The organism is Desulfuromusa ferrireducens, from assembly GCF_055389805.1.
The window spans coordinates 2,180,472-2,206,093 of the sequence record NZ_AP042415.1 but is presented as its reverse complement, the minus strand read 5'-3'; the positions used below and the strand labels follow the sequence as shown (position 1 = coordinate 2,206,093).

Sequence of the window (25,622 nt, the reverse complement as noted above, 5' to 3'; positions counted from 1 at the left end):
ACTGTGAGAGACATCTCCACCTCACCGGCGAATCGGGCTGGAGCCTCCCTGCGAGGCGTCAGCCGCCTGCTGCAGAAACCAAGCGGCTGGCAGTGGCTGACTATAGGTGTTGCCCTGTTGGTGCTGGCGCCACTATCGATCCTGCTGCTGGCCTGGCAGCAACCGGCCTGGGATATCTGGCAGCACCTGCTGCAGACCCTCCTCGGCAGACTACTGCTCAACACCCTGACCCTGGTGCTGGGCGTCGCCACCGGCACCCTGCTGCTCGGCGTCAGTCTCGCCTGGCTGACTGGCGCCTGTGAGTTCCCTGGCCGCAAGTATTTTTCCTGGCTGCTGCTGTTACCATTGGCCATGCCGACCTACGTTCTGGCCTTTGTCTTTCTCGGCCTGTTTGATTATGCCGGTCCGGTACAGACACAGCTGCGCGACTGGTTCGGTCGTGGCGTCTGGTTTCCCGATATCCGTTCCGCCGCAGGCGTCATCCTGGTGATGTCGCTGGCACTCTACCCCTATGTTTACCTGCTGGCGCGCAACGCCTTTCAGACCCAGGGCAAAAGGGCACTGGAAGCGGCACAAAGCCTTGGTTGCTCACCAGTCTCCGGTTTTTTTCGCGTCGTGCTGCCGATGGCCCGCCCCTGGATTGCCGGTGGTGCAACCCTGGTGCTGATGGAGGCCCTGGCCGACTTTGGCGCCGTCTCGATCTTCAATTACGACACCTTCACCACCGCCATCTACAAAGCATGGTTCGGCTTCTTCTCGCTGGCCGCTGCAGCACAACTCTCGTCCTTGCTGGTGGTGCTGGTTTTTTTGTTGATTTTGCTGGAACAGAAGCTGCGCAAGCGGATGCGCTTCGGCCAGAGCCGGGTCGCCCCACAAGCGGAGCGGATCGTCTTAACAACCGGAAAAAAATGGCTGGCAAGCGGCTTTTGCCTGCTGGTGCTGCTGATCGCTTTTTTGCTGCCGGCTCTGCAACTTTTGAGCTGGAGCCTGGAATCCTTCCATCAGGAGTTTGACAGCCGCTACCTGTCGCTGCTGGGCCACTCCTTGGCCCTCGGACTCAGTTCGGCTCTGCTGATCACGACTGTCGCCCTCCTGCTCGCCTACGCCGGCCGCCGCCATCAGGATCGCCTGACCCATGGCTTGATCCGCATCGCCACCCTCGGTTATGCCTTGCCCGGTACGGTGCTGGCGGTCGGTATTTTTATTCCGCTGGCCAAACTGGACAACCTGCTGATCAACCTGGCGCGCAGTCTATTCGGCTGGGAAATCCCGCAACTGCTACAGGGCACCATCATGATCATGCTGCTCGCCTACCTGATCCGCTTTATGGCCGCCGGTTTTAAATCGATCGACAGCGCCATGCACCGGTTGACCAACAACATCGATGAGGCATCAAGATTGATGGGCTTGCGCGGTATCAAACTGCTGGCAAAAGTCCATCTACCAATGTTGCGCGGCGGAATTTTTACCGCCCTGACCCTGGTGTTTGTCGATGTTATGAAAGAGATGCCGATCACACTGATGACCCGCCCTTTTGGCTGGGATACCTTGGCAACCAAGATTTTTGAACTGACTTCGGAAGGGGAATGGGAACGGGCGGCGCTGCCGGCGTTAACCCTGCTGCTTTCCGGTTTGATTCCGATTGTGGTGCTGATGCGTGGCACGGAAAAAGGCTGAGTAACCTGATGAATGACAACCAGACGATCCTTGAATTAAAGCAGATTTCTCAGGCCTACGGAAAACAGTTAGTGGTCAAAGACCTCTCTCTGACTCTCAAAAAAGGCGAGATCGGCTGCTTGCTCGGTGCCAGCGGTTGCGGCAAAACCACCGTCTTGCGCACCATTGCCGGATTTGAAGCCTTGCTCGATGGGAAAATCTCCATCGCTGGCGAGATCGTCAGCAGCGCGAGTTTTTCACTACCGCCGGCGAAACGGCAGATCGGCATGGTTTTTCAGGATTACGCCCTGTTTCCGCATCTGACCATCTTCGACAATGTCGCTTTCGGCCTAAGTGGCCTGGGGAAAAAGGAACAGCTCCACCGGATCACCGAAGCCTTGGAACTGGTCGGCCTGCGCAGCGAACACAGCAAGTACCCGCATGAAATCTCCGGCGGTCAGCAACAACGGGTTGCTCTGGCGCGGGCCTTGGCACCCCAACCACACCTGTTGCTAATGGACGAGCCATTTTCCAATCTGGATGTCACGCTGCGCGAACGACTGTCGATGGAGGTCCGTGACATCCTCAAGGAGTACGGCACCACTGCGCTGTTCGTGACCCATAACCAGAACGAAGCCTTCGCCGTGGCCGACCGGATCGGCGTCATGCACAACGGCGAGATCCTGCAATGGGACAACGCCCACAATCTTTACCATCAACCGATCAGTCCGAAAATTGCCGAGTTTGTCGGCGAGGGAACACTGATAACAGGGATTGTCCGCCAAAAAAATCAAGTCGAAACCGGACTCGGCCTGCTCGCAGGTGTGGTCGATCAATCCCTGCCGGCGAACACCGCCGTGCAGCTGCTGGTTCGCCCGGAAGATATTGTTCACGACGATGACAGCCCGGTCAAAGCACAAGTCATCCGCCGCAACTTCCGCGGCGCCAACATCCTCTACCATCTGCTGCTCACCAATGGCGATCAGGTGCAGGCGCTGGTGCCAAGTCATTGTGATCACCAACCGGGAGAAAAAATCGGCATTCAGCCGGATGTCCGCCACCTGGTGCTGTTTCCGCTTGGCTGAAGTCAGTGACTAAACGGGAGCAAAGAGAAATTTGAGGAAAGTTCGCGTTCAGTAGAGAACGACCCGATCGCGACCGGCGTTTTTAGCCCGATAGAGGGCATCATCTGCCCGTTTGAGAACGGAATCAATTGACAGATCGTCAGCACTGAGCATAGTCAAACCGACACTGACGGTAAGACTCAGATCGCCCTGCCAGGTACGAACACGCATATTCCTGAGTTGCTCGCACAAGCGTTCACAAACCTGCAGCGCTTCGTTCTGGTCGGTCTGTATCAATGCGGCGGCAAACTCCTCGCCGCCAAAACGCCCGAACAGGTCGGTTTCGCGTAATTCCTGCAGACAACATTCAACCAGTTTGATCAGCGCTTCGTCACCGATATCGTGACCATAGGTATCGTTGACCGATTTAAAATAATCGATATCCATCAGCAGAACTGCTAATGGCTGAGCATAACGTTGGCTGCGTTTGGTCGCTGCGGTGACATGCTCAATAAAATGACGGCGGTTGTTGGCCCCAGTCAATGGGTCCGTGGTCGCCAGGTGCCGGAGTTCTTCTTCCATCTTTTTATTGGTAGTAATGTCGCGGATCACCGAAAAAATCCGCTGCCGCTCCATATCAGGATAAGCACTCCAGGCCAGCCACTTGACCGAACCATTCTTGCAAAGATAACGGTTTTCAAAACCAACCAGCTTTTCCCCATTGGTCAGTCGCTTGATGGCCGCAAGTGTCGGTTCCCGATCTTCCTCAAGCACGAATTTGGTCCAAGGGGATTTTTTCAGCTCTTCCAACGACCAGCCAAGAGTCCGTGTCCAGGCCGGATTAAGTTCCTTAAAGCAGCCATCAAAACCGGTCACACAGAACATATCGAGGGAGACCTCGAAAACCCGCTGCCGATCATCCTGAGCCTGCTTTAGGATGGTAATATCGCGGCCGTTGATGACCACGTATTTCGGGATCAAATCCTGGCTGCGCAATGGCTGGTAGGTGATTGACATCAAGCGGCGCCCCAGCCCCGGCAGATCAACCCAGGTTTCGGTATGCACCGTTTCACCGCTGAAGGCAATATCCAGGTTGATTTGCGCATCGCGACGGAAGTTTTTTCCCCCGATCAACTCACGGAAATTGACAGCGAGCACCTCTTGACGGGTTTTATTGAAGGCTCCCAGGTAGGAATCGTTGACCACCTGATGATTATGGTGACGATCGATCAGCGCAATCAAATCGGGAGTTGAGGAGATAACCTGCTCGAAGCGACGCAGCTCTTCCTGAAGTTGGTGTAATTCTGTGATGTCACTGCCAAAAACAGAGATACCGACGATCCCGGCGGCTGATGCAACCGGCTGAGCAACCATCGCATATTCCCGCCCATTGAGTCCGGTATGGTTAAAGCGTAGTGTTTTCCCGGTCAGCACCCGATCATAAACCTGATCAAAATAAGCGGCCAGATTGGGCGACAGGAGTTCGGCACACGACAGACCGGGCCGCATCTCGATGCCGATCAACTCAAAAAAATTATCCCGACTGGCATCATTCGCCAGCAACAACAGCTTCTCTTTATTAACAAACCAGATTTGATCGTCGGTGCTATTGATCAACGCAGTCAGTTGATCAAAACCTTCCTGCAACAGTTCGGCCCGTGCGCCCGGCAAAACCCCTCGATCTTCAGGCTGCTGTAGAGCGGCGAGGAGGTCCCCGATCTGCCGACAGGCAGCAATAAATTTCGGGTCAGAATCTGCAGAAGTTAATTGGTTCATTGCCCCTCAGTAAAAACAAGTCTTCAGCCAGCAAGGCGAAGCAAGGGATGGAATTGGCGCCTGCCTAAAAAGCGGCCCGCACCTCACCCTTCCTCGCCAGTTCAATGTGGGTAAGAACCACGATAAACATTAATTGTTTCTTACGCAAGTAAAAGCAGCCAGATTCCGACGGGTCTGCAGAGGAATTATGACTCAACACAAGATTTATTTTGCATCGAGGCTTGCCAAAGTACCAATGTTATCGGCACAATAGACAAGCGTCGAAATTTCGACACAGAGCTCAGGAGGGATTCCATGACGATAGATAAAGATCGGCCGATTTTTGTTGCCGGAGCCGGAGGTTATATCGGCGGCCGTTTAGTGCCCCGCTTATTAGCAGCAGGTTACCGGGTTCGAGCCTTGGCACGCAGCCCGGGGAAATTGCTCCACCGTCGCTGGGGAAAGCATCCGCAACTGGAAATCGTCTGCGGCGACATCCTCGATTACCCCAGCCTGCTAGAGGGGCTTGAAGGCTGTCGGGCAGCCTACTATCTGGTCCATTCAATGAACCCGCTGGTCGATGATTTTTCCCATACCGACCGGGTCGCGGCAATGAACATGACCAAAGCGGCCGCCGCTGCCAAACTACAACAGATAATCTATCTCGGGGGGTTAGGCGAGGAAGGCAGCGGCCTGAGCCACCACCTGCAATCGAGAAGTGAAGTCGGTCAGTTGCTGCAATTGGGTCCGGTGCCGGTGACCATTTTGCGCGCGGCGATGATTATCGGCTCCGGCAGCGCCGCATTCGAAATCCTGCGATACCTGGTCGACCGCCTGCCGGTGATCCTGACGCCGCGCTGGGTCGACACCCCCTGCCAGCCGATCGGCGTGCGCAATGTCCTGCATTACCTGATCGGCTGCCTGGAGTGTCCGGAAACACTCGGCGAGACCTTCGATATCGGCCAATCAGAAATCCTCAACTATAGCGATCTCATGGGGATATATGCCGAGGAAGCTGGCCTGCGCAAACGCTGGATAATTCCGCTGCCATTTCTTACTCCACGCCTGAGTTCTTACTGGATTCACCTGTTGACTCCCATTCCCGCCGCCTTGGCCCGCCCCTTGACTGAAGGACTGAAAAATCCGGTCATCTGCCATGACAACCGAATTGCCGAACTGCTTCCTCAGGATCTGTTTGATTGCCGCCAGGCGATCCGGCTGGCACTGGAGAGGATGAAACAGCAACAGGTGGAAAGCTCCTGGACAGACTCGGGACCGATCCACCCGGCCGAATGGAGTAACTATGGGGATCCAGATTGGGCGGGGGGGAAAATTTTCACCGATGCCAGACGGATCACCATCACCGCCCGACCGGAGCAGATCTGGCCGGCACTGGCATCAATCGGTGGCAAAGTTGGCTGGTATTATGCCAATTGGTTATGGAAATTACGCGGCATGATTGACCGCGTTTTCGGTGGCGTCGGCCTGAGCCGCGGTCGGCGTGAATCACTGGAAATCTTTCCTGGCGACGCGCTCGACTTCTGGCGAGTAGTCGATGTGGAGCAACCGAAGCAGCTCCTGCTCAACGCCGAGATGAAGCTGCCGGGTGAAGCGGTCCTCTACTTCAAATTAACAGACCTGGGAGATGGTCGGACCGAGTTGAATCAAGTCGCCCGCTTTTTACCGCGTGGTTTATTCGGCTTACTTTACTGGTATGCGGTGACACCCTTCCATAGCTACGTCTTTAACGGCATGCTGCGCGGCATCGCAAATGCCGCGAAAACGCAGATTATAAGTGGGCCGGAGAGCTTTAAGCCAGACAACGACCAAATGCCCGACTAGAGAGAACCTCAATCGACGATGGCCAGCAGTAAGGTCTGGTCATCGTCGGCGGGACGACCAGCAACGAAAGATGCGACATCGGCATAAATTTGTTGCAGCATTTCTTCCGGAGTTTCACCTTCTGCCTTGGCCAGCTGTTCACTCAAGCGCTCCACGCCGTACATCTGTCCATCATTATCGAACCGCTCAATGAGGCCATCGGTGTAGAACAGCAACAGATCTCCCGACTGCAACCTGACCTCCTCAACCGGGATCAGCTCGTCATCATAGGACTTCAGCCCCATCGGGAAGATCCCTTCGCAGAAAAGCTCCCGCACTCCGATCGAGGGACGATAGAGCAGCGGCTGCAAATGTCCGGCCCGGGCCAACTTCAGCGTCCGCTTATTGGCATCATAAACAGCATAAAGAGCCGTCACCATCCGTGAATCAGAAACTTTGCACAGCTGGGTATTCAGGTACCGCAGCACCGCCACAGGATCACTGCCATCGCCAGAAAAAGATCGCAGCAGGGCACAACTCATCGCCATCAAAACCGCCGCCTGGGTACTATGGCCCTCAACATCGGCAACCAACAGTCCCCAACAACCATCCGCCAATGGCAGCACATCAAACAAATCACCACCGGCATAACGGCTGGTTTCGTAAATGACCGCCAGACGAAAGCCACTGATCTGTGGCAGATTTTTCAGCAGCAGTGAGCGCTGCGCATCGGCAACCTGCTGCAGTTCATGCTCCAACGCATCGCGCTGCTTCTGGACTTTCCTTTTCAGATGATTAATCGTCAAGTGGGTATTGACCCGGGCGATCACCTCTTCCAGGCGGAACGGCTTGGCAATGTAATCGACCGCCCCCAGTTCCAGACCTCGGACCTTATCCTCCATATCGTCCAGCGCCGAGAGAAAAATCACCGGAATCCCGCTAGTCAGAGGTTCTTCACGCAAACGTTGACAGACCTCAAAACCGTCCATACCTGGCATCAGGATATCGAGCAGAATCAAATCCGGCAGTTCACTCCGGGACAGTTCCAAGGCGGTCTGCCCATCTGCGGCAGCAAAGAGGCGATACCCCAGGCCATCGAGGGTCTCCTTGAGAAGTTCCAGATTGACCGGGCTGTCATCGACCAACAAAATTGTCTGATTATTATCCACGGGCTTCAATGTCATAAATGTCCTTCAACTTGCCATCCGCTGGCCCTTAACACCAAGTCTTGCTCAGGATGACCAGCATGTCAATTCCCTGCATGGCATTAATATTCAGGATATGACAAATTAATTGACCGCAATAACGGGGCATGACATTTTCTTTACAAATCTTTGACCAACCCATGACCACTCTTATCGCAGACACTGCTCAACTGGGGATACTTAAACCCAAGTCTAGGAGTGTGAGATGAAATCGATGCGAAAAAACCTGATCCCGACCCTGCTGCTATTGCTGCTCACCAGTTCAATCGTCCAGGCGGCGCCGCTGCTCAACCTTGACTTGAGCCTCGACCGCGATGTCCTGCCGGTCGGGCAACGCGAAACGGCCATCATCAAGATTGCCCTGCAAGTCCCGGAAATTCCACGCGAAACGGCCCGCCCACCGGTCAATCTCACCCTGGTCCTTGACCGCTCCGGCTCGATGGCAGGCGATAAGATCGTCAAGGCGCGGGATGCCGCCATCACCGCACTGCGCATGCTCGACACCCAGGACCTCTTTTCTCTGGTTATCTACGATCACAATGTGCAGACCCTGATTCCGCCGCAGTCGGCCGCTAACAGCGAATGGATCGAAGCGCAGATCCGGCGCATTGGCGCGGGCGGCAATACCGCCCTGTTCGGTGCGGTCAGTCAGGGCGCTGCGGAGATACGAAAAAATCTTGAGCGCAATTACGTACACCGCGTCGTGCTGCTCTCCGATGGGCTGGCCAATGTCGGTCCCAGTTCGCCGAGCGATCTGGCCCGTCTCGGTGCGGCACTGCTCAAAGAAGGCATCTCCGTCACCACCATCGGCATCGGTGGCAGCTTCAACGAAGACTTGATGAGCCAACTGGCAGACCGCAGTGACGGCAACCACTATTTCGTCGAATCGAGTATCGATCTGCCACGCATCTTTGCCTCCGAGCTTGGCGATGTGCTCAGCGTCGCCGCCCGCCGCATCAGCCTTGAACTGGAAACTCCGGTTGGGGTTCGGCCATTGCGGATAATCGGCCGCGAAGGACGGATTTCCGGCAACCGGGTGGAGATCCACCTCAACCAGCTCTACGCCGGGCAGGAGAAATACGTCCTGCTCGAAGTGCAGGTCAATCCTGGCCGCCCGGAGCAGGTGCAGAAAATCGCCGCCGCCCGCTGTTACTACGAAAACGCCCTGACCAATCGACAGGAAAGTGCCACCGCCCTGGCTCAGGTGCGCTTTTCGCCACGCCCGCAGGAGGTCCTCGAATCGGCCAATAAACCAGTCATTAAAGCGGTGGTCGAAAATGAAATCGCTGCCAGTCGCGAACGGGCCCTTGACCTTTACAACGCCGGACGTAAAGATGAAGCGGTCAGCGAAATTCGCCAGAGTAGCGACAAACTGAAAAGCCAGAGTGCGGCCCTCGGTTTCAGCGATCTGGCCGAGGAAGCCGAAGAATTTGAAAGCGATGCGGCAACCTTCTCGGTCCCGGCCCTGCCGAGTGCGGTGAAAAAAGGAATCCGTTCGGAGAGCTACAAGGTACGTAAGCAGCAAAAAAATTATTGATAACTGTTCCGCAAAGTCCGCGGTCATAGCCGCAGACTCTGCGGGCACGAAAGACATGCCTCTATGTCCAAAACCAAACGGATCATCCTCGCCTGGATGTTGTTGCTGATACCGACCCTATTACTCGGGGTCGGTGCTTTACGGCTGCTGCAGAGTGAGGAGGCGCGGCTGCTCAGCAGCAACCGTAAAGCCATCGACGACCGGGTTGCGGGCATCGCCGCCAATATCGATCTGGCGGTGGCCGAGGTTCAAGACGGCCTGCAACAAACCCTGCAGCAGCTGCCGCAACAGAACCTGCCGCAGCAACTGTACAATTGGAAACGCAGCAACCCGCTGGTGCGCAACGTTTTCATCTGGCAAGCGGGCCACGGACTGTTAGTCCCCGATCCTGAACAACCGGCCAGCGCCGAGGAAGCGGCCTTCGTTCGTCGTTACCTGCCGCTGTTTGCCAATCAATCCAACTGGCAGGAACCGGCGGCAGATCAGCAAAACCAAGGCCAGCCCACAGCAACCAGCAGCATCCTTAAGGAACGGCGCGAACTGCGGCAACTGGCCAAGCAAACCCCGGCTGCCACGGAAATGGCCGATAGCGACAGCGTTGCCTCTTCCGCGGCAACAGCTGGTGTCAACAGTTGGCGCAGCTGGTACGCCGATGATCAACTGCATCTGCTCGGCTGGATCACCCCCGACAGCAGCAATCAGCGCTACGGAATTGAGGTCGAAATGATGGCGCTGCTCAGCCGACTGCTCGGCACCCTCGCGCTACAACCCGGCCAGCAAGAGAGCTATGCCCTGCTCGACGGCAACGGCAACATTTTTCATCAGGTCGGCCACTTCGAGATCCTGCCGGAACTGCATCCACTCGCTGCCGTAACGATTCAACGGTTACCGCACTGGCAGGTGGCGGCCTATGCCGATCCCACGACGCCAACGACCGGCAGCGGCATCCTGCTGGTCGGGTCACTGCTGATAGGCACCTTCATCGTCGCTATTTTGCTCGGCGGCTCGTTGCTGCTCTGGCAAGCCTATCGCAATCTGCGCGATGCCAGCGAGAAGACCTCCTTCGTCTCCAACGTTTCGCATGAACTGAAAACACCGCTGACCACCATCCGCTTGTACGCCGAGCTGCTCGGCGAAGGAAAAATAAGCGAGCCAAGCAAGCAACAGCGCTATCTGCAGACCATCATCAAAGAGAGTCAACGCCTGACCCGGCTGGTGAACAATGTGCTCGACTTCAGCCGTCTGGAACAGGGCAGCCGTCAATATCAACACGATTTATTCGATTTATGTCATTTGCTCGGGGAGCTTATGGAAACGCAACAACCACGTCTGCTCGAAGCCGACATCCGGCTCGAAACCAAACTGCCGCAGTCACCATGCCGACTGCGCAGTGATCGTGATGCGCTGGAACAGATCATCCTCAACCTGCTCGATAACGGGATCAAATATGCTGCTGCGGGAAAGCGGTTGCAACTGCAAGTCACCTGCAGCGACGACACAATCAGACTGCGGCTGCGCGATTGGGGGCCGGGAATTCCCGCCACGCAAAGGCAGCGGATTTTTGATAAATTTCACCGCCTTGACAATTCCCTGACCACCCGTCAACAAGGTTCCGGATTGGGGCTGAGCATCTCCCGGCAACTGGCACAAGGGTTGGGTGGCCGGCTCGAGTACTGCCCAACCGATGGCGAAGGCTGCTGTTTTGAATTGCTGCTGCCGAGCGCAGAGGAGGAATAAATGGCACAAATCAGCATTCTGCTGGCCGAAGACGATACCGACCTACGCCAGGGATTGATCGATCTGCTGGAGATCGAGGGCTACCAGGTTCTGCCTTGTGCCGATGGTGCTCAGGCCCTGGCCAGATACCGACAGAGCAAACCGGATCTGCTGTTGCTCGATGTGATGATGCCGGAACGCAGCGGCTTTGATCTGTGCCGTGAAATCCGCAAAAGCGACAGCTTAACGCCGATTATTCTGATTACCGCCAAAGGTGAAGAGATTGATAAGGTGATCGGGCTGGAATTGGGGGCCGATGATTACATCACCAAGCCGTTTGGCGTGCATGAATTACGCGCCCGGATCGCCGCCGTGCTGCGCCGCGCAAACAACAGTCAACCAAGCGAAGCGGCCGAACTCCCAGACAGTTTTAACCTCGGTAGCGCAGTGATCGAGCGCAAAAACTACCGCCTCCAGCGAGAGGGACAGAGCTTCAGCCTGACGCCACGGGAACTAAAACTACTGGAAGTTTTCTTCAGTCATCCAAATGAAGTTCTGAGTCGCAACGATCTGCTCAACGCGGCCTGGGGTGTCGATTACTTCGGCACCACTCGCACCCTCGATCAGCACATTGCGCAATTAAGGAAAAAGGTTGAGGACAATCCGGCGCAGCCGAAAGTCATTCTCACGGTTCATGGGGTGGGTTATCGGTTGGGAATTATGGCGTAGGTCAATCCTCGGCACTGCCGAAGAAGATGCGGACAATATCCTTGAACTCAGCGTCGACCTGACGGATCGTCGGAGCGATCATCTCTACTTTGAGCCCGGTGGCTTCCCAGGCCTTGAGTTGCAATGGCGGGACTTCGTTAACCAGATTGACCTCGTGGCCACAAGCGTGAGCCAACACATCGGCGACATGCATCAGCGAAGACTCCAACGCAAAGTGATTGGCACTCGGTGAGTGGTGGCCACCGATCATCCGCGTTAAAGCGGTCGGCAGGCGCCAGCGCATTGACAATAGTTTGCCGACAATACTGTGATCGGTTTGCAGGCACTCCTGTTCCGCGCGATACATCTCTACATGATCATTCCGTGCCTTGACGATAGCACGGCTATAATGCTTCGGCACCCTCTCCAATATGATCAAGCGGCCAATATCGTGCAACAGTCCCCCAGTGAAAAAACCTTCTTCTCCCGGCAGGTTCAAATGCTTGGCGAAGATACGAGCAAACAGGCCGCAACGGATTGAATGCCGCCAGAAAGAATCCATATCGAGCAGTTCGGTGGGAATGTTCTTGAACTGTCGAACGACCGAAACCCCTAGGGCAAGCGAGGTCAACTCATTGGTTCCGAGCAGCGAAACCGCTCGTGAAATAGAATCTATCTTGCCAGAGAAGCCATAAAGGGGACTGTTAACCAACGACAGCAACCTCACTGTCAGGTTGGCATCTTTACTTATCACTTCGGCAAGCTTATGCGAAGAGGAATCAGGATGATTGAGAACTTCGACGATATGATTATAAACACCGGGCAGAGACACCAGTTCGGCATCCCCCGTCAAAAGTTTCGGCACACTCACCGGTGGGAGGCGCTCATCACTATCGACGGCGATGGTCCCCTGGAAAACCACCGGCTCCCAACCGTGCAGCAAACTCTGAGCAAAGCGATGCACGATATGGCGATGGATAGTGGCGATCGGTTCCTGATCGACATCATTGAGGATAAAACGGCGAAACAGGTAACTTTCCGCCTGTTCAGTAAACTGGGTGATCGCTTCCTGCTGGCGGAGATATTCCTCTCCCAAGCTCTCTTCGGCAATATCGACCTCGATAATTCCCCAAGATTTGAACATCTCCAGATGCTCTGCCTGTAATTCCACCCCTTCAGCCAGAATCAACCGATTCTTTGAGGTAAAAAGGTCATCCCCCAGGACCATCCCGACTTTCAAATCATCGATATAAACAAAAGCCAAAGTTATATCCCCTATACAGGTCGTAAATTTGCTTGAAAAACAACTGGATTCACCACTAAAACCAAAACATCATTAGAGCATCATAACAGACATCAAAAAAAACAAGCAACTTGCTTTTACTAATGGCGACAAATATCTGAAATAATGACAAAAAAGTCTCAATTCCATGCTCCAGATCGAGCAGCACACCGAATTCCAACCAACATTAGGGGGCCGAAAAGACACTTATAGCCGACGGTTAATGCTGATCAACACACTTTCCTCAGTATCCGACCCTGCGCAGAGATAAGCTTTCTTTGCTAAACTGACAAAGCAGTTCCGCCTTTCATGGAGAAACGAATGCCACTTTTTCGAATGTCTCTGTTATTACTTATCCCCCTGCTGTTGATCAGCCCGGCCAGTGCCGTGACACAGGCGTCATCCAGACCTGTCCTGATGGACAACAGTCTCAGCGAACGGCTCGACCTGCAAAACTGGATTGGGCAAATGAAGAAAAAACGCCGCGGGCCGTTTAAACGAATTCGCTGGTTCTGCAACGACGGCAGTATTTTAGCGCCAAAACCTTTTTCCTGCAGGGAACACGACGGTGGTGTCCAGCATGGCGAATGGACCGACCAGGTTAAGCTGTTGCGACAGAACAACTATCAAATCGCTACCCTCCTGGCTGACCTCTGGCCAGAAAGTTTCTACAATAAACAAGATTGGCCAAACCAGCTCAAGCAGATCATGCTCGAACAATATCTGATCGATGCCGATGATGGCTGGATTTTACGGCGTGCACGTTACTACCGGGGCGCGATTCAGGACGAGGATGAAAACTGGCATGGCGGAGCACTGTTGCGGGGCCTCCTCGAACAGGAGGAAATGCTCGGGGAGCATTTCCTCCTACTGCGGGAAGCGGTCCGGCTGCTGCCTCACGGTCGGCAACACGTACCTTTGACCGAAATGCGTCAACTGGCAGTGGAAATTGAAAAAAATGACAGCAACTTTACCCCGCTGCGCATCAAGCTGCATTCCAGACCAGAAGCTAAGGACGCCGATCTGGTGCGCCTCGCCGGACGCAATGTGGCAAAAGATAAGGCCGAGCCGTACCTGCAGCTCGCAGAGTTAATCGACCTGGTCACCCGGCCAAGCGGTCAACCACTGAGCGACGCCTACCGGCTTGGCCTTGGGCGCAAAAAAGATCAGCCCAGTGGAGATGAGAACAAACTGTCGGCCAACATCCGTTTTGCCCGCGCCAGTCAATTATTGGTGCAGATCCGCAATGAGCTTGCCCAGGGAAAAGACAATCAACAGCAACTCGACTGGTTGACGGTCAGCCTTGATCTGGAACATGCCTTCTATCGCAGCGCCAATCAACTGTTGGAGCAACTTCCCCAAGCCAGCCGCCGACAACGACTTGCCTGGATCGAACAGGGGATCAACGCGCTGTACGGCATCGGTTTTCTTTCCGAGCGACAAAGAAACAGCCAGTTGGAGGCGATTGAGCGTTTAGGGCAAAAACCACTGTCGGCAGAAAGCTATCAACGCGAACTAACTCAGCTGGCCCGCAGCAGCCGCTGGGCGGAACAAAACCTGCGCTTCCATTTTGAACAGCCGGTGGATCATCTGGCCGCATTGGATCCCGCTTTCAACGGTTTTTTCCAGGAAAGACTTCGCGCCAGTCCGCTCATGCCGATTGCGTTGCTCATCGACAGCTTGCTCAACGACAGTCAGCAGCTGCGCGGTGTGGAACAGCGGCTGTTCGGCAAAGTTGTGACCGGTCTGCAACCGCTCAATCCCGGTTTAGCGCGCGGCACGCTGGAAATTGTCGCCGATCCGACGAAACATGCTTTTAATGCAGAGGGCATTTACCTGCTGCCGGAAACCATTGCCGAGTTACCACCGGTCGCCGGCATCTTAACCCGCAACGCTGGCAACAGCCTCTCCCATATCCAGTTACTGGCCCGCAATCTCGGCATCCCTAACCTTGCGGTGACAGCACAACTGGTGAGCGAACTGAGCCAACACGCCGGAGAAACCATCATCTTGGCCGTCAGTCCGGCTGGGGTGGTGCAAATCGAAGCCGACTCCGCCAGCTGGCGACAGCACTTCAAACAGCAGCCAAAGGGTGACTTCCTGATCTCTCCCGACTTAAATAAACTTGATCTGCAACAGCAGGCCATCCTTCCCTTGGGACAGATTCGGGCCAGTGATTCCGGGCGGATTGCCGGTCCCAAAGGAGCGAATCTGGGCGAACTAAAGCAGCTCTACCGGCAGCTGGTACCCGACGCGCTAGTGATCCCCTTCGGTCGCTTTCGCAGTCTGCTCAATACAACCCGAACCGACAGCGGACAGAAGCTGCATGTCTGGCTGCGTGATAATTATCGGCAGTTGCAACAACTGGACGATCCAACCGAGAAGCAACGTCGGACCAGTGACTTTCTCCGGCAAATGCGCCAGCACATCGAAACCGCTCCCCTTGACCAGGGATTTCTCGGACAATTACAGCACAGCCTCGCAGAACAATTCGGTGCCGACGGCAGCTACGGGGTCTTTGTTCGCAGCGACACCAACGTCGAAGATCTACCCAACTTCACCGGCGCTGGACTGAACAAAACCGTGCCGCACGTCGTCGGCTTCAACAATATCGTCGCTGCGATCCGCAAAGTCTGGGCTTCTCCCTTCAGTGAGCGCGCCTACAGCTGGCGGCAGGCGCACATGCGCAGCCCGGAACATCTTTATGTCTCGGTGCTGTTGATGAAGAGCGTTCCGGCCGACAAATCAGGAGTACTGGCAACCACCGATCTCATTGGTGGCGATTCAAATCAGCTGCACGTGGCCGTCAACGAAGGAGTCGGCGGAGCGGTCAACGGGCAACGGGCCGAGGAGATCCTGATCAACAAACAGACCGGCAAAGTGCGGCTATTGGCTCAAGCCAGTGCCGTCCAGAAGCGGATTTTATCAGCAAGCGGCGGGGTAAAAAAAGTTGCCGCCACAGCTCCGCAGCAGTTGCTGACAACCGCAGAGGTCGAAATCCTGCGCCAGATGGCAGAGCTGCTACCGAAACAATTCCCCAGCCTGCGCCAGGAAAATGGACAGCAAAAACCGGCCGATATCGAATTTGGTTTTCTCAACGGGAAGTTTATTCTCTTTCAGATCCGACCACTGGCAGACAGTAAACGGGTCAAAAAAGATCTATTTTTAAGACAATTGGATGCAGGCCGCGGGCAGCACAATCGCCCCGTCGACCTGACGCAACTGCCACAGGCGGCGCAACCATGAAAATCGTCTCGAGCGTCCTTATCCTGCTGCTACTCGGAGGCAACGCCTGGAGCTATCCGCTCGATGCCGCGGAGCAAACCGGGATTAAGCGGTTGGAGGGCTATGCCCTGTTTCAGCTCGGAACGGTCAAGGGGCGGCAGCTGTCTCCTGGGGCACTGTTAAACAGCGATCAAATCACCTCGCATTTAACGGAAAATGCCGATTTTGTGGTTCCGGAAACAGATGCACAATTAAGTGCCGAAATCAGCGCCCTGCTCGGTGATGAGCTGGAGAACTACAGCTTTTCCCTGCTCGAGTTGAGCGATCAGCAAAATCCGCTTTACGCCGAACATCGCGCCGACGTCAATTTCAACCCGGGCAGCCTGGGGAAAATCATCATCGCCGTCGCCCTCTTCCAGGCGCTGGCCGATCGCTTTCCCGATGACATCGATGCACGCCGCCAATTGCTGCGTAGTCGGCAGCTGACCGCGGATCACTTTATCCGCAGCGATCATCACAAAGTCCCCTTCTGGGATGCGCAACGGCAGCAGATGACTTATCGCAAAATTCGCCTCGGCGACAGCAGCAATCTCTGGAGCTGGCTCGACTGGATGCTCTCACCCAGCTCCAACGCGGCGGCAGCGATGGTGCTGCGCGAATACCTTTTAATGGTACAATTTGGTCAGCAGTACCCGGCAACGGAAAAGCAAGCGGAAGATTTCTTTCAAAACACCCGGAAAAAAAAGTTGATGCAGCTGTTGATCCGCAGCCTGCCCGCACCGCTGCAACGCAACGGCATCGACCCGCAACAGTTGCGGCAAGGCGGTTTTTTTACCAGGAAGGGCAAGCGCTTGATTCCCGGTGGCAGCAGTCGGGCCACGACCCGCAGCCTGTTACAATTATTGGTAAAAATCGAACAGGGAACGCTGATCGACGCCTTTTCCAGTCTCGAGCTGAAAAAACTGCTCTATATGACCGAAAAAAGGATACGCTACGCTTCGCATCCGGCGCTGAAACATTCGGCCGTTTATTTTAAATCTGGCTCGCTGTACAGTTGTCAGCCGGAAGAGGACTTCGAATGTGGAAAGTATCAGGGGAATAAAAAGAATTTGCTCAATTCGGTGGCGATTATCGAGGAACAACGGGGAGATGAATGGCTGCACTATCTGGTCGTGGTGACCTCGAACGTCCTGCGCGTCAACTCCGCCGTCGCCCACCAAACCCTGGCGATGCGCATTCACCGGCTGCTGCAAAAACGCAACCGGGAACGGCTTAAGAAGAGGGTGATTGCAGAATAAGATCATCCAGCCGGGCAATCAAACTGCTCAGCCAGGCACCACCAGAAGAATCTTCGGCCAGACCGACGGCAATATAGCGCCGACCGTCATGTTCGATAATGGCGCTGTCAGCATGGTACTGACGCCAGGAGCCGGACTTGCGAAAGATCACCGCTTCCGGGCGAGATTTGAGACCTTTGACAAATTTATGTGAAATGGCCGGTTTGCCGAGGATAGATTTCATCTCGAGGCTTTTTTCCGGCGACACCAACTGACCAGTCTCCAACAGGTAGTAGAAGCGCGCCACCTGGAAAGCAGTGGCACCATGGGACAAGTTCGATAGCGGGTCACGTTTCCAGGCACCGGCCTTGCCGTAATCCTTGCCGACCCAAAGTCCACCGTTATAAGCTGGATCGTAAAGACGATACTTGGGAGACTGTAGCAATTTCGCCAGATACGGCTTGCCGACGCGGTTGAGCATTTCGGTGGCGGCCTGGTTGGAGGAATTGCGGATCATCCGCGTCAACGTATCCTCGGTTTTGCGGTCAAACTTCATTTCGCCGTTTTCGATCTGTTCGAAAGCGCCGAGCAGAATGGCGATCTTGGGCAAACTGGCTGCATACATCATCCGATTGCCGTTGACTTCCGCCAGGAGCGGGTGCAAAGGATCGGTGATATCAACCAAAGCGATACTCAGCTTTTTCCGCGCCACGGACTTGTCCAGGTGCAGATCCCGCAGGCAGGCTTCAAGTCCCTGCTGCAGACGGTTGCTGCGACAAGTCTCCAACGCAGGAGCGGAATTAGAGCTAAATACTGGGGTAGAGGTAAATTGGAGGACCAGCAGGAAGATTAGAAACACTTTACATTTTGTTTGCATAGTTAGGCACTATACATGAAAGCGGAAGAAAAAAGCAAATGACCAAATTTAAAGTCAAAAAGGACTACTGCAATCAACGCTATCCTGCGCACCGCAAACTCAGTGTCCGCGCCGCCTTTCTGTTCGCCAATTTCCTGCTGATCGTCATGGCGCTCTACCATCTTAAGCCCGCCAGTCGCTCCCTCTTTATCGAGTATCTTGGCGCCGATCAGCTGCCTTACGTCTGGATCGGCACCGCCCTGACGATGGCGCTGTTTATCGGCAGCTACCACCGGGTGGTGGAACGTTTCAGCCGGGTTAAAGTGGTCCTCGGCACCTGTCTGAGTATCGGCCTGCTATTAGTGCTCTTTCGCATTCTGCTGCTTGACCCTGGCCCGGCAGTAGCGTCTGCCTTCTACATCTTCGTCGATATTCTCGGCGTCTTGATGGTCGAGCAATTTTGGAGCCTGACCAACTCGATCTACAGCACCACCGAGGGCAAAGGCTGGTACGGCGTTATCGGCACCGGTGGCCTGGTTGGTGGCGTGCTCGGCGGTTTGGTGGCCGCCCTGCTGCTGGACAAAATGGGCCTGCAGACCGCCGATCTGCTGCTGGTTGCCGCCGGGATTGTGCTGTTGCTGTTTGTGCTGACCTGGATGATGGAACGACTCGGGCTCTATTGCGAAGTGGAAATGCACGGCCAGGAAACCCATTACACTGGCGGCTGGAAAGCATTAAAACGCAGCCGCTTTCTGCTGTTGATTACCAGCACGCTGCTCCTTGTGCAGCTCGCCTCACCGCTGATCGAATTTCAATTCATGAAAACCGTCGAAATCAGTTACACGCAGGTCGATCTGCGCACCGCCTATTTGTCACTTTTTTTCAGCGTTATGGGCGGGGTCTCCATCGTTGTCAACCTGTTGCTCACCCCGCTGATTCACCGCTTCTTCGGCGTCATCGCCGGAATGCTGGTGCAACCGGGGATGATCATCCTCTGCATGTTCGGCTTTATCATCCAGCCCAGTTTACTCCTGATCGCAGCGGCTAAAATCAGTGATCGCGGTCTCTCCTACTCCATCAACCGTGCGTCCAAAGAATTGCTTTATGTGCCGATCGATTCATTGCTGATCTATCAGGCCAAGGCCTGGATCGACATGTTCGGCTACCGATTGTTCAAAATTTTCGGCTCTCTGCTGATTCTGCTTTTCACCCGCTGGCTGCCCACCCCCCTGAGCTTGCCGCAATTAAGCTGGCTGGTGCTGATGATCTGCGTCTGCTGGTTGATCGTGCTGAAATATCTACGCAGCGAGTACAAGACCGTGGGCAGTGAAAATACCGAGGAAAGTCCCTGAGGAGAAATCACCCCGGCAAAAGTTTAGGCCCCTTCACAACAGAGCCAATTTCATTTCAAAAACTTCACGCAGAATCAGTGGCAGACTGTTGCTCAAGCGGTGATCATCCTCGACCTCCACCAATCGGACACCAAAGTTACGGCTGGCCTCAATGGGAACCACCACATCCTGTTTGCCGTGAATAATCACGTTTGGTGGAAGCCCTTCACTGCTGAGGCCTTCCCCTGCGGGACGATGGAGAGCCGGGGCGCAGAGAACCATCCCGGCGATCTGGTTTGCTGCGCGCTGCTGTAGCAGCAGCGCCATCAAGCCGCCCATACTTGAACCGACCACCAACATGGGGGCGGTTTCATTGCAGATGGCCTGCTGAATGATCGCCAATCGTTCCGCAGGATCGGCGATCCCGCTGCAGTCTGGAGCGAAGACATTGCCGAACATCGACTGCAACGCCTGAAATTTACTGCCATGCGGGCCAGATTCGAGACCGTGCAAAAAAAGTATTTTCATCAATACACCTCAACTTCTTTATTGGTTTTTTCGGGGGGGATTCACGAGTAAAAACCCCGATCAGCAAAGCTGATCGGGGTTTTTGATTAATCAGGGAGTGCCGCTTGAGCAGCTATTCGCTGGCTACAAAATCCGGTACCTGCTCCGCGTTGACGACCCCCTCTAAACTTTCAGGCAGCTCGACGGTAGCCTTATCCACGGGCTGTGCCGCAACAGGCGTTAGCTTCCAGATATCCTCGTTGTACTCACACATGGTTCGATCGGTGGAAAACTTACCGCTGCCCGCGGTATTCAAGATGCTCATCCGGGTCCAGTTTTGCTGATCACGGTAGGCCTGACTTGCCTGTTCCTGCATCTCCACGTAACTGGAAAAATCGGCTGCCACCAACCAGGGATCGAAGGGATTTTTAATCGCACCGACGATCGAATCGAAAATCCCACTTTCGAACTGACTGAAATGACCACTCTGCAGCAGATGCATCACCCGAGAAAAGTTCTCGTCAGAATCAATAAGCGCCTGCGGATTGTAGTGACTGCGGGTTTCTTCAACTTCAGCAGCGTTCAGCCCGAAAAGGAAGAAGTTATCCTCGCCAACCTCCTCACGGATTTCGATGTTGGCACCGTCCAACGTCCCGATCGTCAGAGCACCGTTCATCATAAACTTCATATTTCCGGTGCCGGATGCTTCCTTTCCGGCAGTGGAAATCTGTTCAGAAAGATCGGTTCCAGGGCAGATGACTTCCATCGCCGACACCCGGTAATTGGGCAAAAAGGCGACCTTGAGTCTGTCGCCAACTTCCGGATCGTTGTTCACCAGCTGAGCGACGTTATTGATCAGTTTGATGATCGTCTTGGCGATAGCGTAGCCGGGTGCCGCCTTGCCGCCGATCAGCACGCAACGCGGCGTCCAGTTTTCACAATCGCCACGTTTGATGCGATCGTAGAGATGGATGACATGCAGGATGTTGAGCAACTGGCGCTTGTACTCGTGGATCCGTTTCACCTGGACATCAAACATGGCCGTGGGTTTGAAATCGACATTGCAGTCAGCCTTGACCAGTTCGGCCAGGCGAATTTTATTATTATATTTGACCTGCTGCCAATGCTGTTGAAAATCGGCATCGCCGGCAAATTGTCTAAGCTGTTCCAGTTGTGCCAGATCGGTCACCCAACCATCGCCGATACTATCGCTGACCAGCTGACTCAATCCCCGGTTGCACCAGTCCAGCCAGCGCCGCTGGGTGACGCCGTTGGTCTTGTTGTTGAATTTTTCCGGCCAGAGCTCAAAGAAATCACGGAACAGCCCTTCCTGCAACAGCTTGGAGTGCAGCTCGGCAACGCCGTTGACCGAGAAGCTGCCGACGATCGCCAGATAGGCCATACGCACCTGCGGCTCGGGGCCTTCCTCAATAATCGACATTCGTCGTTGTCGTTCGACATCGCCGGGCCAGCGGTTGGCCACCTCTTTGAGGAAACGGGCGTTGATCTCGTAGATGATTTCCAGCGGCCGGGGCAAAAGATGTTCAAACAAACGCACCGACCATTTTTCCAGCGCCTCCGGCAACAGGGTATGATTGGTGTAAGCCATGGTTTTGCTGCTGATATCCCACGCATCTTCCCAGCTCAAACCCTGCTCATCCAGCAGCAGGCGCATCAGTTCGGCAACCGCGCAACTGGGGTGGGTATCATTGAGCTGAAAACAGTTTTTTTCGGCAAAGCGGCTCAGATCACGCCCTTTGGTCGTAACCCATTTATCGAAGACATCCTGCAGGCTGGCCGAGGCGAGAAAATACTGCTGGCGCAGACGCAGATCCTTGCCGTTTTCGCTGGCGTCATTCGGGTAGAGAACCATGGTGATCTTCTCCGCCTCGTTATTGGCCGCCACCGAGCCGGGATAATCGCCGGCGTTAAAATCGCCGAGATCAAATTCAGCCGTCGCCGCCGCCTTCCACAGACGAAGCGTATTGACTGTCCCATTTTGATGGCCGGGGATCGGCACATCGTAGGGAAGTGCCAGCACGTCGCGGGTATCGACCCAGCGACAGCGTAAGTTTCCGTCTTGGGTTCGATAACATTCACTGCGCCCGCCAAATTTTACCCGCTGGGTATATTCGGGGCGTTCTATTTCCCAGCGATTTTCCGAACCGAGCCAGTGATCCGGTTCTTCAACCTGATAGCCGTCCTCGATGCGTTGGCGGAACATGCCATATTCATAGCGGATACCGTAACCCATAACCGGCAGCTGCAAGGTCGCGCAGCTATCGAGAAAACAGGCCGCCAGTCGACCGAGGCCGCCATTACCAAGGCCGGCGTCCTGCTCGGCATCGGTCAGTTCCTCAAAATCGAGACAGACTTTATTCAGCGCGACTGCGACATCGTCGTTAATCCCCAGATTAAGAATCGAATTACCCAGCGAACGTCCCATCAGAAATTCGAGGGAGAGATAATAGGCCCGCCGGCAATCGCTTTCTTCATAAGCGTAGCGGGTTTTTTTCCAGCGCTCCATCAAGCGGTCACGCACCACCAAGGCCAGCGCCTCGTAGGCGTAATGCACCATGTTGCAGTTTTTATCGCGACCAAGGTGATTGGTGTAATAGTGACGAAAAGCCCGCGCCAGCGTGGCGCCATCGAGTCCCAGCGGCGGGACCTCGGTTAACTCAGGGCAGAGGTTGCTTTTAACAAAACGTTTGGTATTCATCGGCGTAGTCTCTCGTGCTTTGAGGGCGAGCAAAAATATCTTTTTCTCGGAAAAACGCACTTAATCAGGATCGGTAACTAATGGAGCAGACCACTCCTGTAAAAAGTTCTCCCAACAGTCTACAACATCCAAGGGTTAAACCTTATTAACGCGTAAAAATATATCTTTCTAATTAACCTATCTGTCCGTTTTAAGTCAATGTCAGGAGGATTATTTCTGAAATTAAAAACAGACCAACCTCGGTAATCCTTGGATATGGAACAGCCATAACGACCTCCAGGGTACCCCTCCCTAAAAGTCCACACCTTCACGATGGCACTCTTTGTCTGCTTACCGCAAAAGCGGTACTACATACCGACCCCGTCGATGGCGACGCCACAAGAACAACAACCTCCGGTTTTGAGCAGGTTTTTGCGGATCGCAAAGCCGTAGCGCTCGATCAGCAGTTCACCGCACGCATAGCAATAGCTGTTTTCGCCGCCCTCACCGGGGATGTTGCCCTCATAAACATAGCGCAGTCCGGCGTCAATGCCGATCTGGCGGGCACAGCGTAGAATGTCTGCCGAGGTGCGCGGCGCATCGAGCAGTTTGTGGGTCGGATAAAAAGCGGTCACGTGCCAGGGGATTTCAACACCCACTGAGGCAATAAACTCAGCAATCCCCCGCAGCTGTTTTTCGTCATCATTGTAGCCGGGGATGATCAGCGTTGTCACCTCTATCCAGATTCCCAACTCGCGGTAGAGACGGATACTGTCAAGCACCGGCTGCAACTTCGCCCCGCAGACCTTGTGATAGAAATCATCGCTGAAAGCCTTGAGATCGATATTTGCGCCATCCAGAAATGGAGCAATCAGCCGCAACGCCTCGGCGCTGATGTAGCCGTTACTGACAAAAACATTCTTAATGCCCGCCGCACTGGCCAGTTTTGCCGTGTCATAGGCATATTCAAAAAAGATCGTCGGCTCGGTATAGGTATAGGCAATCGAAGCACAGCCGGCGGCTTTTGCCTGGCTGACGATGGTTGCCGGCGGCAGCTCGTTACCGGGAAAGTCTCCGGGTTGCTGTTGCGGATACTGGGCGATCTGCCAGTTCTGACAGTGGCGGCACCTGAAATTACAGCCGACCGTGGCAACAGAAAAGGAGGTCGATCCGGGCAGCAGATGGAACATCGGCTTCTTTTCAATCGGATCGATGCCTGCCGAAACGGCGCGACCGTAAACCTGCGAATAGAGTTTTCCGCCCCGATTTTCTCGCACCCCGCAGATGCCGCGCTTGCCATCACCAATTCTGCAAAAATGCTGACACAAGCGACAAGCGACCTTTTGCTCGGCAAGTGGGGTATAAAGCATGGCTTCGTGCATACGAGGCTCCTATCGGAATAACGTCTGAGGGTCAATACAGCAAGACAATAAAGGCCAGAACCAAGTCTTTATTATAGCGACCGATTCAGGGAATCTTCGCCTCGCAAGGAATTTTAGTCTGGCACAATCCACAACCGGTGATTTCGACACCATATTCGGCGCCGACCTGATCGAACACCGTGCCGTAGGTATAGGCGCGGCACTTGATTTTATCGTGACCGGCAGCCGACAGCGCTCCGACCGGACAACGGGCGATACAGGCGCCGCACTTTCCTTCGCGGCAGAAGGGGCAGTTTTCGGTGTGGCTTTGATAGCGACGTGGCGAGGGGGAAAGAATCAAGTCGGTGACAACGCTGCCGCAGCGATGGGCAATGCCCCGTTCGGTGATCAAGCCATCGTTGAGGCTGAAGGTTCCCAAACCGGCCGCATAGGCAGCATGACGCTCCGACCAGGTGGACGCTTGCCCTTTTCCGGGCACATCGACCCGTTGCCAGTCGTCGGCCAGTTGCGGGGCAACCGCCCGGTGTCCGGCATCCTGTAGAAACCGGACCACCTCTTCGCGCAACTGCAGATTGAACAGATCGCCGAAGTTGCGGGTGTGCGACCAGAGTCGCGAGGGGAACTCTGTTTCCGGCCGGTTGCTTTGACGGACCTCAGCGTTAATCGGCAAGATCCAGCAGATGACGCTGCCACCCAGCCAAGTACCAGCACCGAATTCGTTTTCAAGCCACTCGCGGGGAGTGCGATGAAAGGGGCCAACGACGCTCTTGTATTGTTGAAACAGCGGGTCGTCGGCCGCTGCAAAGCCGATCAGCGGCGCATCGAAATAATGCCCGCCATCCTGCCGGATATTTAATGGCGATTCGGCAAAAAACTGCTGAATTCTGGCAATCAGTTCGCTTTGCATCGGTGGCCCTTTCGCGTTTTTATCAGGCGATAATTTGCTGATCCAGCTCTAAAAGGCTGCTGACGGTGATGGTCGGTTCGATCCCCCACGGGTCAAAGATCGCTTCTGGGGAGCGACGCACCCAGGCCGCTTTCATGCCAGCGGAAATTGCGCCGATGACATCGAAGGGATTACTGGAAATCATCCAGGCGCTACTGCCAGTCGCCCCCGATTGGCGCAAGAAATGGCTGTAAACGCCGGGGTTCGGTTTGAACGACTTGAGGTCATCAACCGTCACAATGCCAAGAAACAGCTCCCTGATGCCAGCCGTACTCAGCAGCATTTCCAGGGCCTCGCCGCTGCCGTTGGAAAATGCATAAAGCCGAAACCCGGCGGCCTGCAAACGGGTTAACCCCTCTTTCACGTCCTCGAATGCCGGCAGCACGCGGTAGACGCCGAGCAAGTCATTTTTCTGCTCTTGAGTCAGTGGGGTCTGGTAGTAAGCACAGGTGTAATCAAGAGCATCACTGGTACAGACGGCGAAGGTCTGGTAGTTCTGCATCAGTCCGCGGCGAAAAGAGTATTCCAGCTGCTTGTCGCGCCAGGTCTGTGAAAATCGCTCTGCTTGCTCGCCGACTAAACCCCGTAATGCGGTCACCACGCCGTGGGTGTCGATCAAAGTGCCATAAACGTCAAAGGCCAGGGTTACGGACATG

The 25,622-nt window shown here is 54.8% G+C and carries 18 protein-coding genes; 9 read left to right on the top strand and 9 right to left on the bottom strand.

Annotated features, from left to right (window positions below):
* Window positions 1-3: 3 nt before the first annotated feature.
* Together ACZ5PT_RS10030 and ACZ5PT_RS10025 are read left to right on the top strand one after the other, a co-directional pair.
* On the top strand, window positions 4-1,677 hold the full coding sequence (locus ACZ5PT_RS10030) for an ABC transporter permease (protein WP_464266683.1): 1,674 nt from the start codon (window positions 4-6) through the stop codon (window positions 1,675-1,677).
* 8 nt (window positions 1,678-1,685) lie between these two features.
* A complete protein-coding gene (locus ACZ5PT_RS10025; RefSeq protein WP_464266682.1) occupies window positions 1,686-2,741 on the top strand; it encodes an ABC transporter ATP-binding protein in 1,056 nt (351 codons plus the stop codon).
* Between the two features lie 48 nt (window positions 2,742-2,789).
* On the opposite strand, the gene ACZ5PT_RS10020 is transcribed toward ACZ5PT_RS10025, so the two are convergent.
* Window positions 2,790-4,496, bottom strand: coding sequence for a sensor domain-containing diguanylate cyclase (locus tag ACZ5PT_RS10020; RefSeq protein WP_464266681.1), 1,707 nt, complete (start codon window positions 4,494-4,496; stop codon window positions 2,790-2,792).
* 294 nt (window positions 4,497-4,790) lie between these two features.
* Here ACZ5PT_RS10020 and ACZ5PT_RS10015 point away from each other — a divergent pair, with 294 nt between their 5' ends.
* A complete protein-coding gene (locus ACZ5PT_RS10015) occupies window positions 4,791-6,317 on the top strand; it encodes an SDR family oxidoreductase (RefSeq protein WP_464266680.1) in 1,527 nt (508 codons plus the stop codon).
* 8 nt (window positions 6,318-6,325) lie between these two features.
* Here ACZ5PT_RS10015 and ACZ5PT_RS10010 read toward each other — a convergent pair whose 3' ends face one another.
* Window positions 6,326-7,480 carry a PP2C family protein-serine/threonine phosphatase gene (locus ACZ5PT_RS10010; protein WP_464266679.1) on the bottom strand — a complete coding sequence of 385 codons (1,155 nt, stop codon included), beginning with the start codon at window positions 7,478-7,480 and terminating at the stop codon, window positions 6,326-6,328.
* 226 nt (window positions 7,481-7,706) lie between these two features.
* Between ACZ5PT_RS10010 and ACZ5PT_RS10005 the strand changes: the two genes are divergently transcribed.
* From ACZ5PT_RS10005 to ACZ5PT_RS09995, 3 genes are all read left to right on the top strand, one after another.
* A complete protein-coding gene (locus ACZ5PT_RS10005; protein WP_464266678.1) occupies window positions 7,707-9,038 on the top strand; it encodes a vWA domain-containing protein in 1,332 nt (443 codons plus the stop codon).
* A 63-nt stretch (window positions 9,039-9,101) separates the two neighbouring features.
* On the top strand, window positions 9,102-10,775 hold the full coding sequence (locus ACZ5PT_RS10000) for a sensor histidine kinase (RefSeq protein ID WP_464266677.1): 1,674 nt from the start codon (window positions 9,102-9,104) through the stop codon (window positions 10,773-10,775).
* Window positions 10,776-11,483, top strand: a complete 708-nt coding sequence (locus tag ACZ5PT_RS09995) for a response regulator transcription factor (RefSeq protein WP_464266676.1) — start codon at window positions 10,776-10,778, stop codon at window positions 11,481-11,483.
* Between the two features lies 1 nt (window position 11,484).
* Here the strand turns inward: ACZ5PT_RS09995 and ACZ5PT_RS09990 are convergent, their stop codons facing one another.
* Entirely contained in the window at window positions 11,485-12,726 is a 1,242-nt protein-coding gene (locus ACZ5PT_RS09990; protein WP_464266675.1) for an HDOD domain-containing protein, read from the bottom strand.
* A gap of 339 nt (window positions 12,727-13,065) precedes the next feature.
* Here ACZ5PT_RS09990 and ACZ5PT_RS09985 point away from each other — a divergent pair, with 339 nt between their 5' ends.
* Window positions 13,066-15,990 carry a PEP/pyruvate-binding domain-containing protein gene (locus tag ACZ5PT_RS09985; protein ID WP_464266674.1) on the top strand — a complete coding sequence of 975 codons (2,925 nt, stop codon included), beginning with the start codon at window positions 13,066-13,068 and terminating at the stop codon, window positions 15,988-15,990.
* Entirely contained in the window at window positions 15,987-17,267 is a 1,281-nt protein-coding gene (locus ACZ5PT_RS09980) for a serine hydrolase (protein WP_464266673.1), read from the top strand. Before ACZ5PT_RS09985 ends, ACZ5PT_RS09980 begins: the two co-directional genes overlap by 4 nt.
* On the opposite strand, the gene ACZ5PT_RS09975 is transcribed toward ACZ5PT_RS09980, so the two are convergent.
* Window positions 17,242-18,123, bottom strand: a complete 882-nt coding sequence (locus ACZ5PT_RS09975; protein ID WP_464266672.1) for a serine hydrolase — start codon at window positions 18,121-18,123, stop codon at window positions 17,242-17,244. The genes ACZ5PT_RS09980 and ACZ5PT_RS09975 overlap by 26 nt on opposite strands.
* 38 nt (window positions 18,124-18,161) lie before the next feature.
* Here ACZ5PT_RS09975 and ACZ5PT_RS09970 point away from each other — a divergent pair, with 38 nt between their 5' ends.
* A complete protein-coding gene (locus ACZ5PT_RS09970; protein WP_464266671.1) occupies window positions 18,162-19,454 on the top strand; it encodes an Npt1/Npt2 family nucleotide transporter in 1,293 nt (430 codons plus the stop codon).
* A 33-nt stretch (window positions 19,455-19,487) separates the two neighbouring features.
* On the opposite strand, the gene ACZ5PT_RS09965 is transcribed toward ACZ5PT_RS09970, so the two are convergent.
* The 5 genes from ACZ5PT_RS09965 to ACZ5PT_RS09945 form a co-directional block, all read right to left on the bottom strand.
* Complete coding sequence (locus ACZ5PT_RS09965) at window positions 19,488-19,961, bottom strand: alpha/beta hydrolase (RefSeq protein ID WP_464266670.1); 474 nt, start codon at window positions 19,959-19,961, stop codon at window positions 19,488-19,490.
* A gap of 112 nt (window positions 19,962-20,073) precedes the next feature.
* Entirely contained in the window at window positions 20,074-22,659 is a 2,586-nt protein-coding gene (locus ACZ5PT_RS09960) for a glycogen/starch/alpha-glucan phosphorylase (protein ID WP_464266669.1), read from the bottom strand.
* A 347-nt stretch (window positions 22,660-23,006) separates the two neighbouring features.
* Window positions 23,007-24,020 carry an AmmeMemoRadiSam system radical SAM enzyme gene (gene amrS, locus ACZ5PT_RS09955; protein ID WP_464266668.1) on the bottom strand — a complete coding sequence of 338 codons (1,014 nt, stop codon included), beginning with the start codon at window positions 24,018-24,020 and terminating at the stop codon, window positions 23,007-23,009.
* An 85-nt stretch (window positions 24,021-24,105) separates the two neighbouring features.
* Window positions 24,106-24,927 carry an epoxyqueuosine reductase gene (locus tag ACZ5PT_RS09950; protein WP_464266667.1) on the bottom strand — a complete coding sequence of 274 codons (822 nt, stop codon included), beginning with the start codon at window positions 24,925-24,927 and terminating at the stop codon, window positions 24,106-24,108.
* Window positions 24,928-24,949: 22 nt separating this feature from the next.
* A complete protein-coding gene (locus tag ACZ5PT_RS09945) occupies window positions 24,950-25,621 on the bottom strand; it encodes a haloacid dehalogenase type II (protein ID WP_464266666.1) in 672 nt (223 codons plus the stop codon).
* Window position 25,622 lies beyond the last annotated feature (1 nt).

Bases quoted from the DNA above. Each gene is read 5' to 3' on its own strand.
- ACZ5PT_RS09980 (WP_464266673.1), top strand. From the start codon at position 15,987: ATGAAAATCGTCTCGAGCGTCCTTATCCTGCTGCTACTCGGAGGCAAC.
- ACZ5PT_RS09975 (WP_464266672.1), bottom strand. From the start codon at position 18,123: ATGCAAACAAAATGTAAAGTGTTTCTAATCTTCCTGCTGGTCCTCCAA.
- ACZ5PT_RS09945 (WP_464266666.1), bottom strand. From the start codon at position 25,621: ATGTCCGTAACCCTGGCCTTTGACGTTTATGGCACTTTGATCGACACC.
- ACZ5PT_RS10010 (WP_464266679.1), bottom strand. From the start codon at position 7,480: ATGACATTGAAGCCCGTGGATAATAATCAGACAATTTTGTTGGTCGAT.
- ACZ5PT_RS10005 (WP_464266678.1), top strand. From the start codon at position 7,707: ATGAAATCGATGCGAAAAAACCTGATCCCGACCCTGCTGCTATTGCTG.
- ACZ5PT_RS10020 (WP_464266681.1), bottom strand. From the start codon at position 4,496: ATGAACCAATTAACTTCTGCAGATTCTGACCCGAAATTTATTGCTGCC.
- ACZ5PT_RS10000 (WP_464266677.1), top strand. From the start codon at position 9,102: ATGTCCAAAACCAAACGGATCATCCTCGCCTGGATGTTGTTGCTGATA.
- ACZ5PT_RS09950 (WP_464266667.1), bottom strand. From the start codon at position 24,927: ATGCAAAGCGAACTGATTGCCAGAATTCAGCAGTTTTTTGCCGAATCG.
- ACZ5PT_RS10015 (WP_464266680.1), top strand. From the start codon at position 4,791: ATGACGATAGATAAAGATCGGCCGATTTTTGTTGCCGGAGCCGGAGGT.
- ACZ5PT_RS09970 (WP_464266671.1), top strand. From the start codon at position 18,162: ATGACCAAATTTAAAGTCAAAAAGGACTACTGCAATCAACGCTATCCT.
- amrS (WP_464266668.1), bottom strand. From the start codon at position 24,020: ATGCACGAAGCCATGCTTTATACCCCACTTGCCGAGCAAAAGGTCGCT.
- ACZ5PT_RS09965 (WP_464266670.1), bottom strand. From the start codon at position 19,961: ATGAAAATACTTTTTTTGCACGGTCTCGAATCTGGCCCGCATGGCAGT.
- ACZ5PT_RS09985 (WP_464266674.1), top strand. From the start codon at position 13,066: ATGCCACTTTTTCGAATGTCTCTGTTATTACTTATCCCCCTGCTGTTG.
- ACZ5PT_RS10025 (WP_464266682.1), top strand. From the start codon at position 1,686: ATGAATGACAACCAGACGATCCTTGAATTAAAGCAGATTTCTCAGGCC.
- ACZ5PT_RS09995 (WP_464266676.1), top strand. From the start codon at position 10,776: ATGGCACAAATCAGCATTCTGCTGGCCGAAGACGATACCGACCTACGC.
- ACZ5PT_RS09960 (WP_464266669.1), bottom strand. From the start codon at position 22,659: ATGAATACCAAACGTTTTGTTAAAAGCAACCTCTGCCCTGAGTTAACC.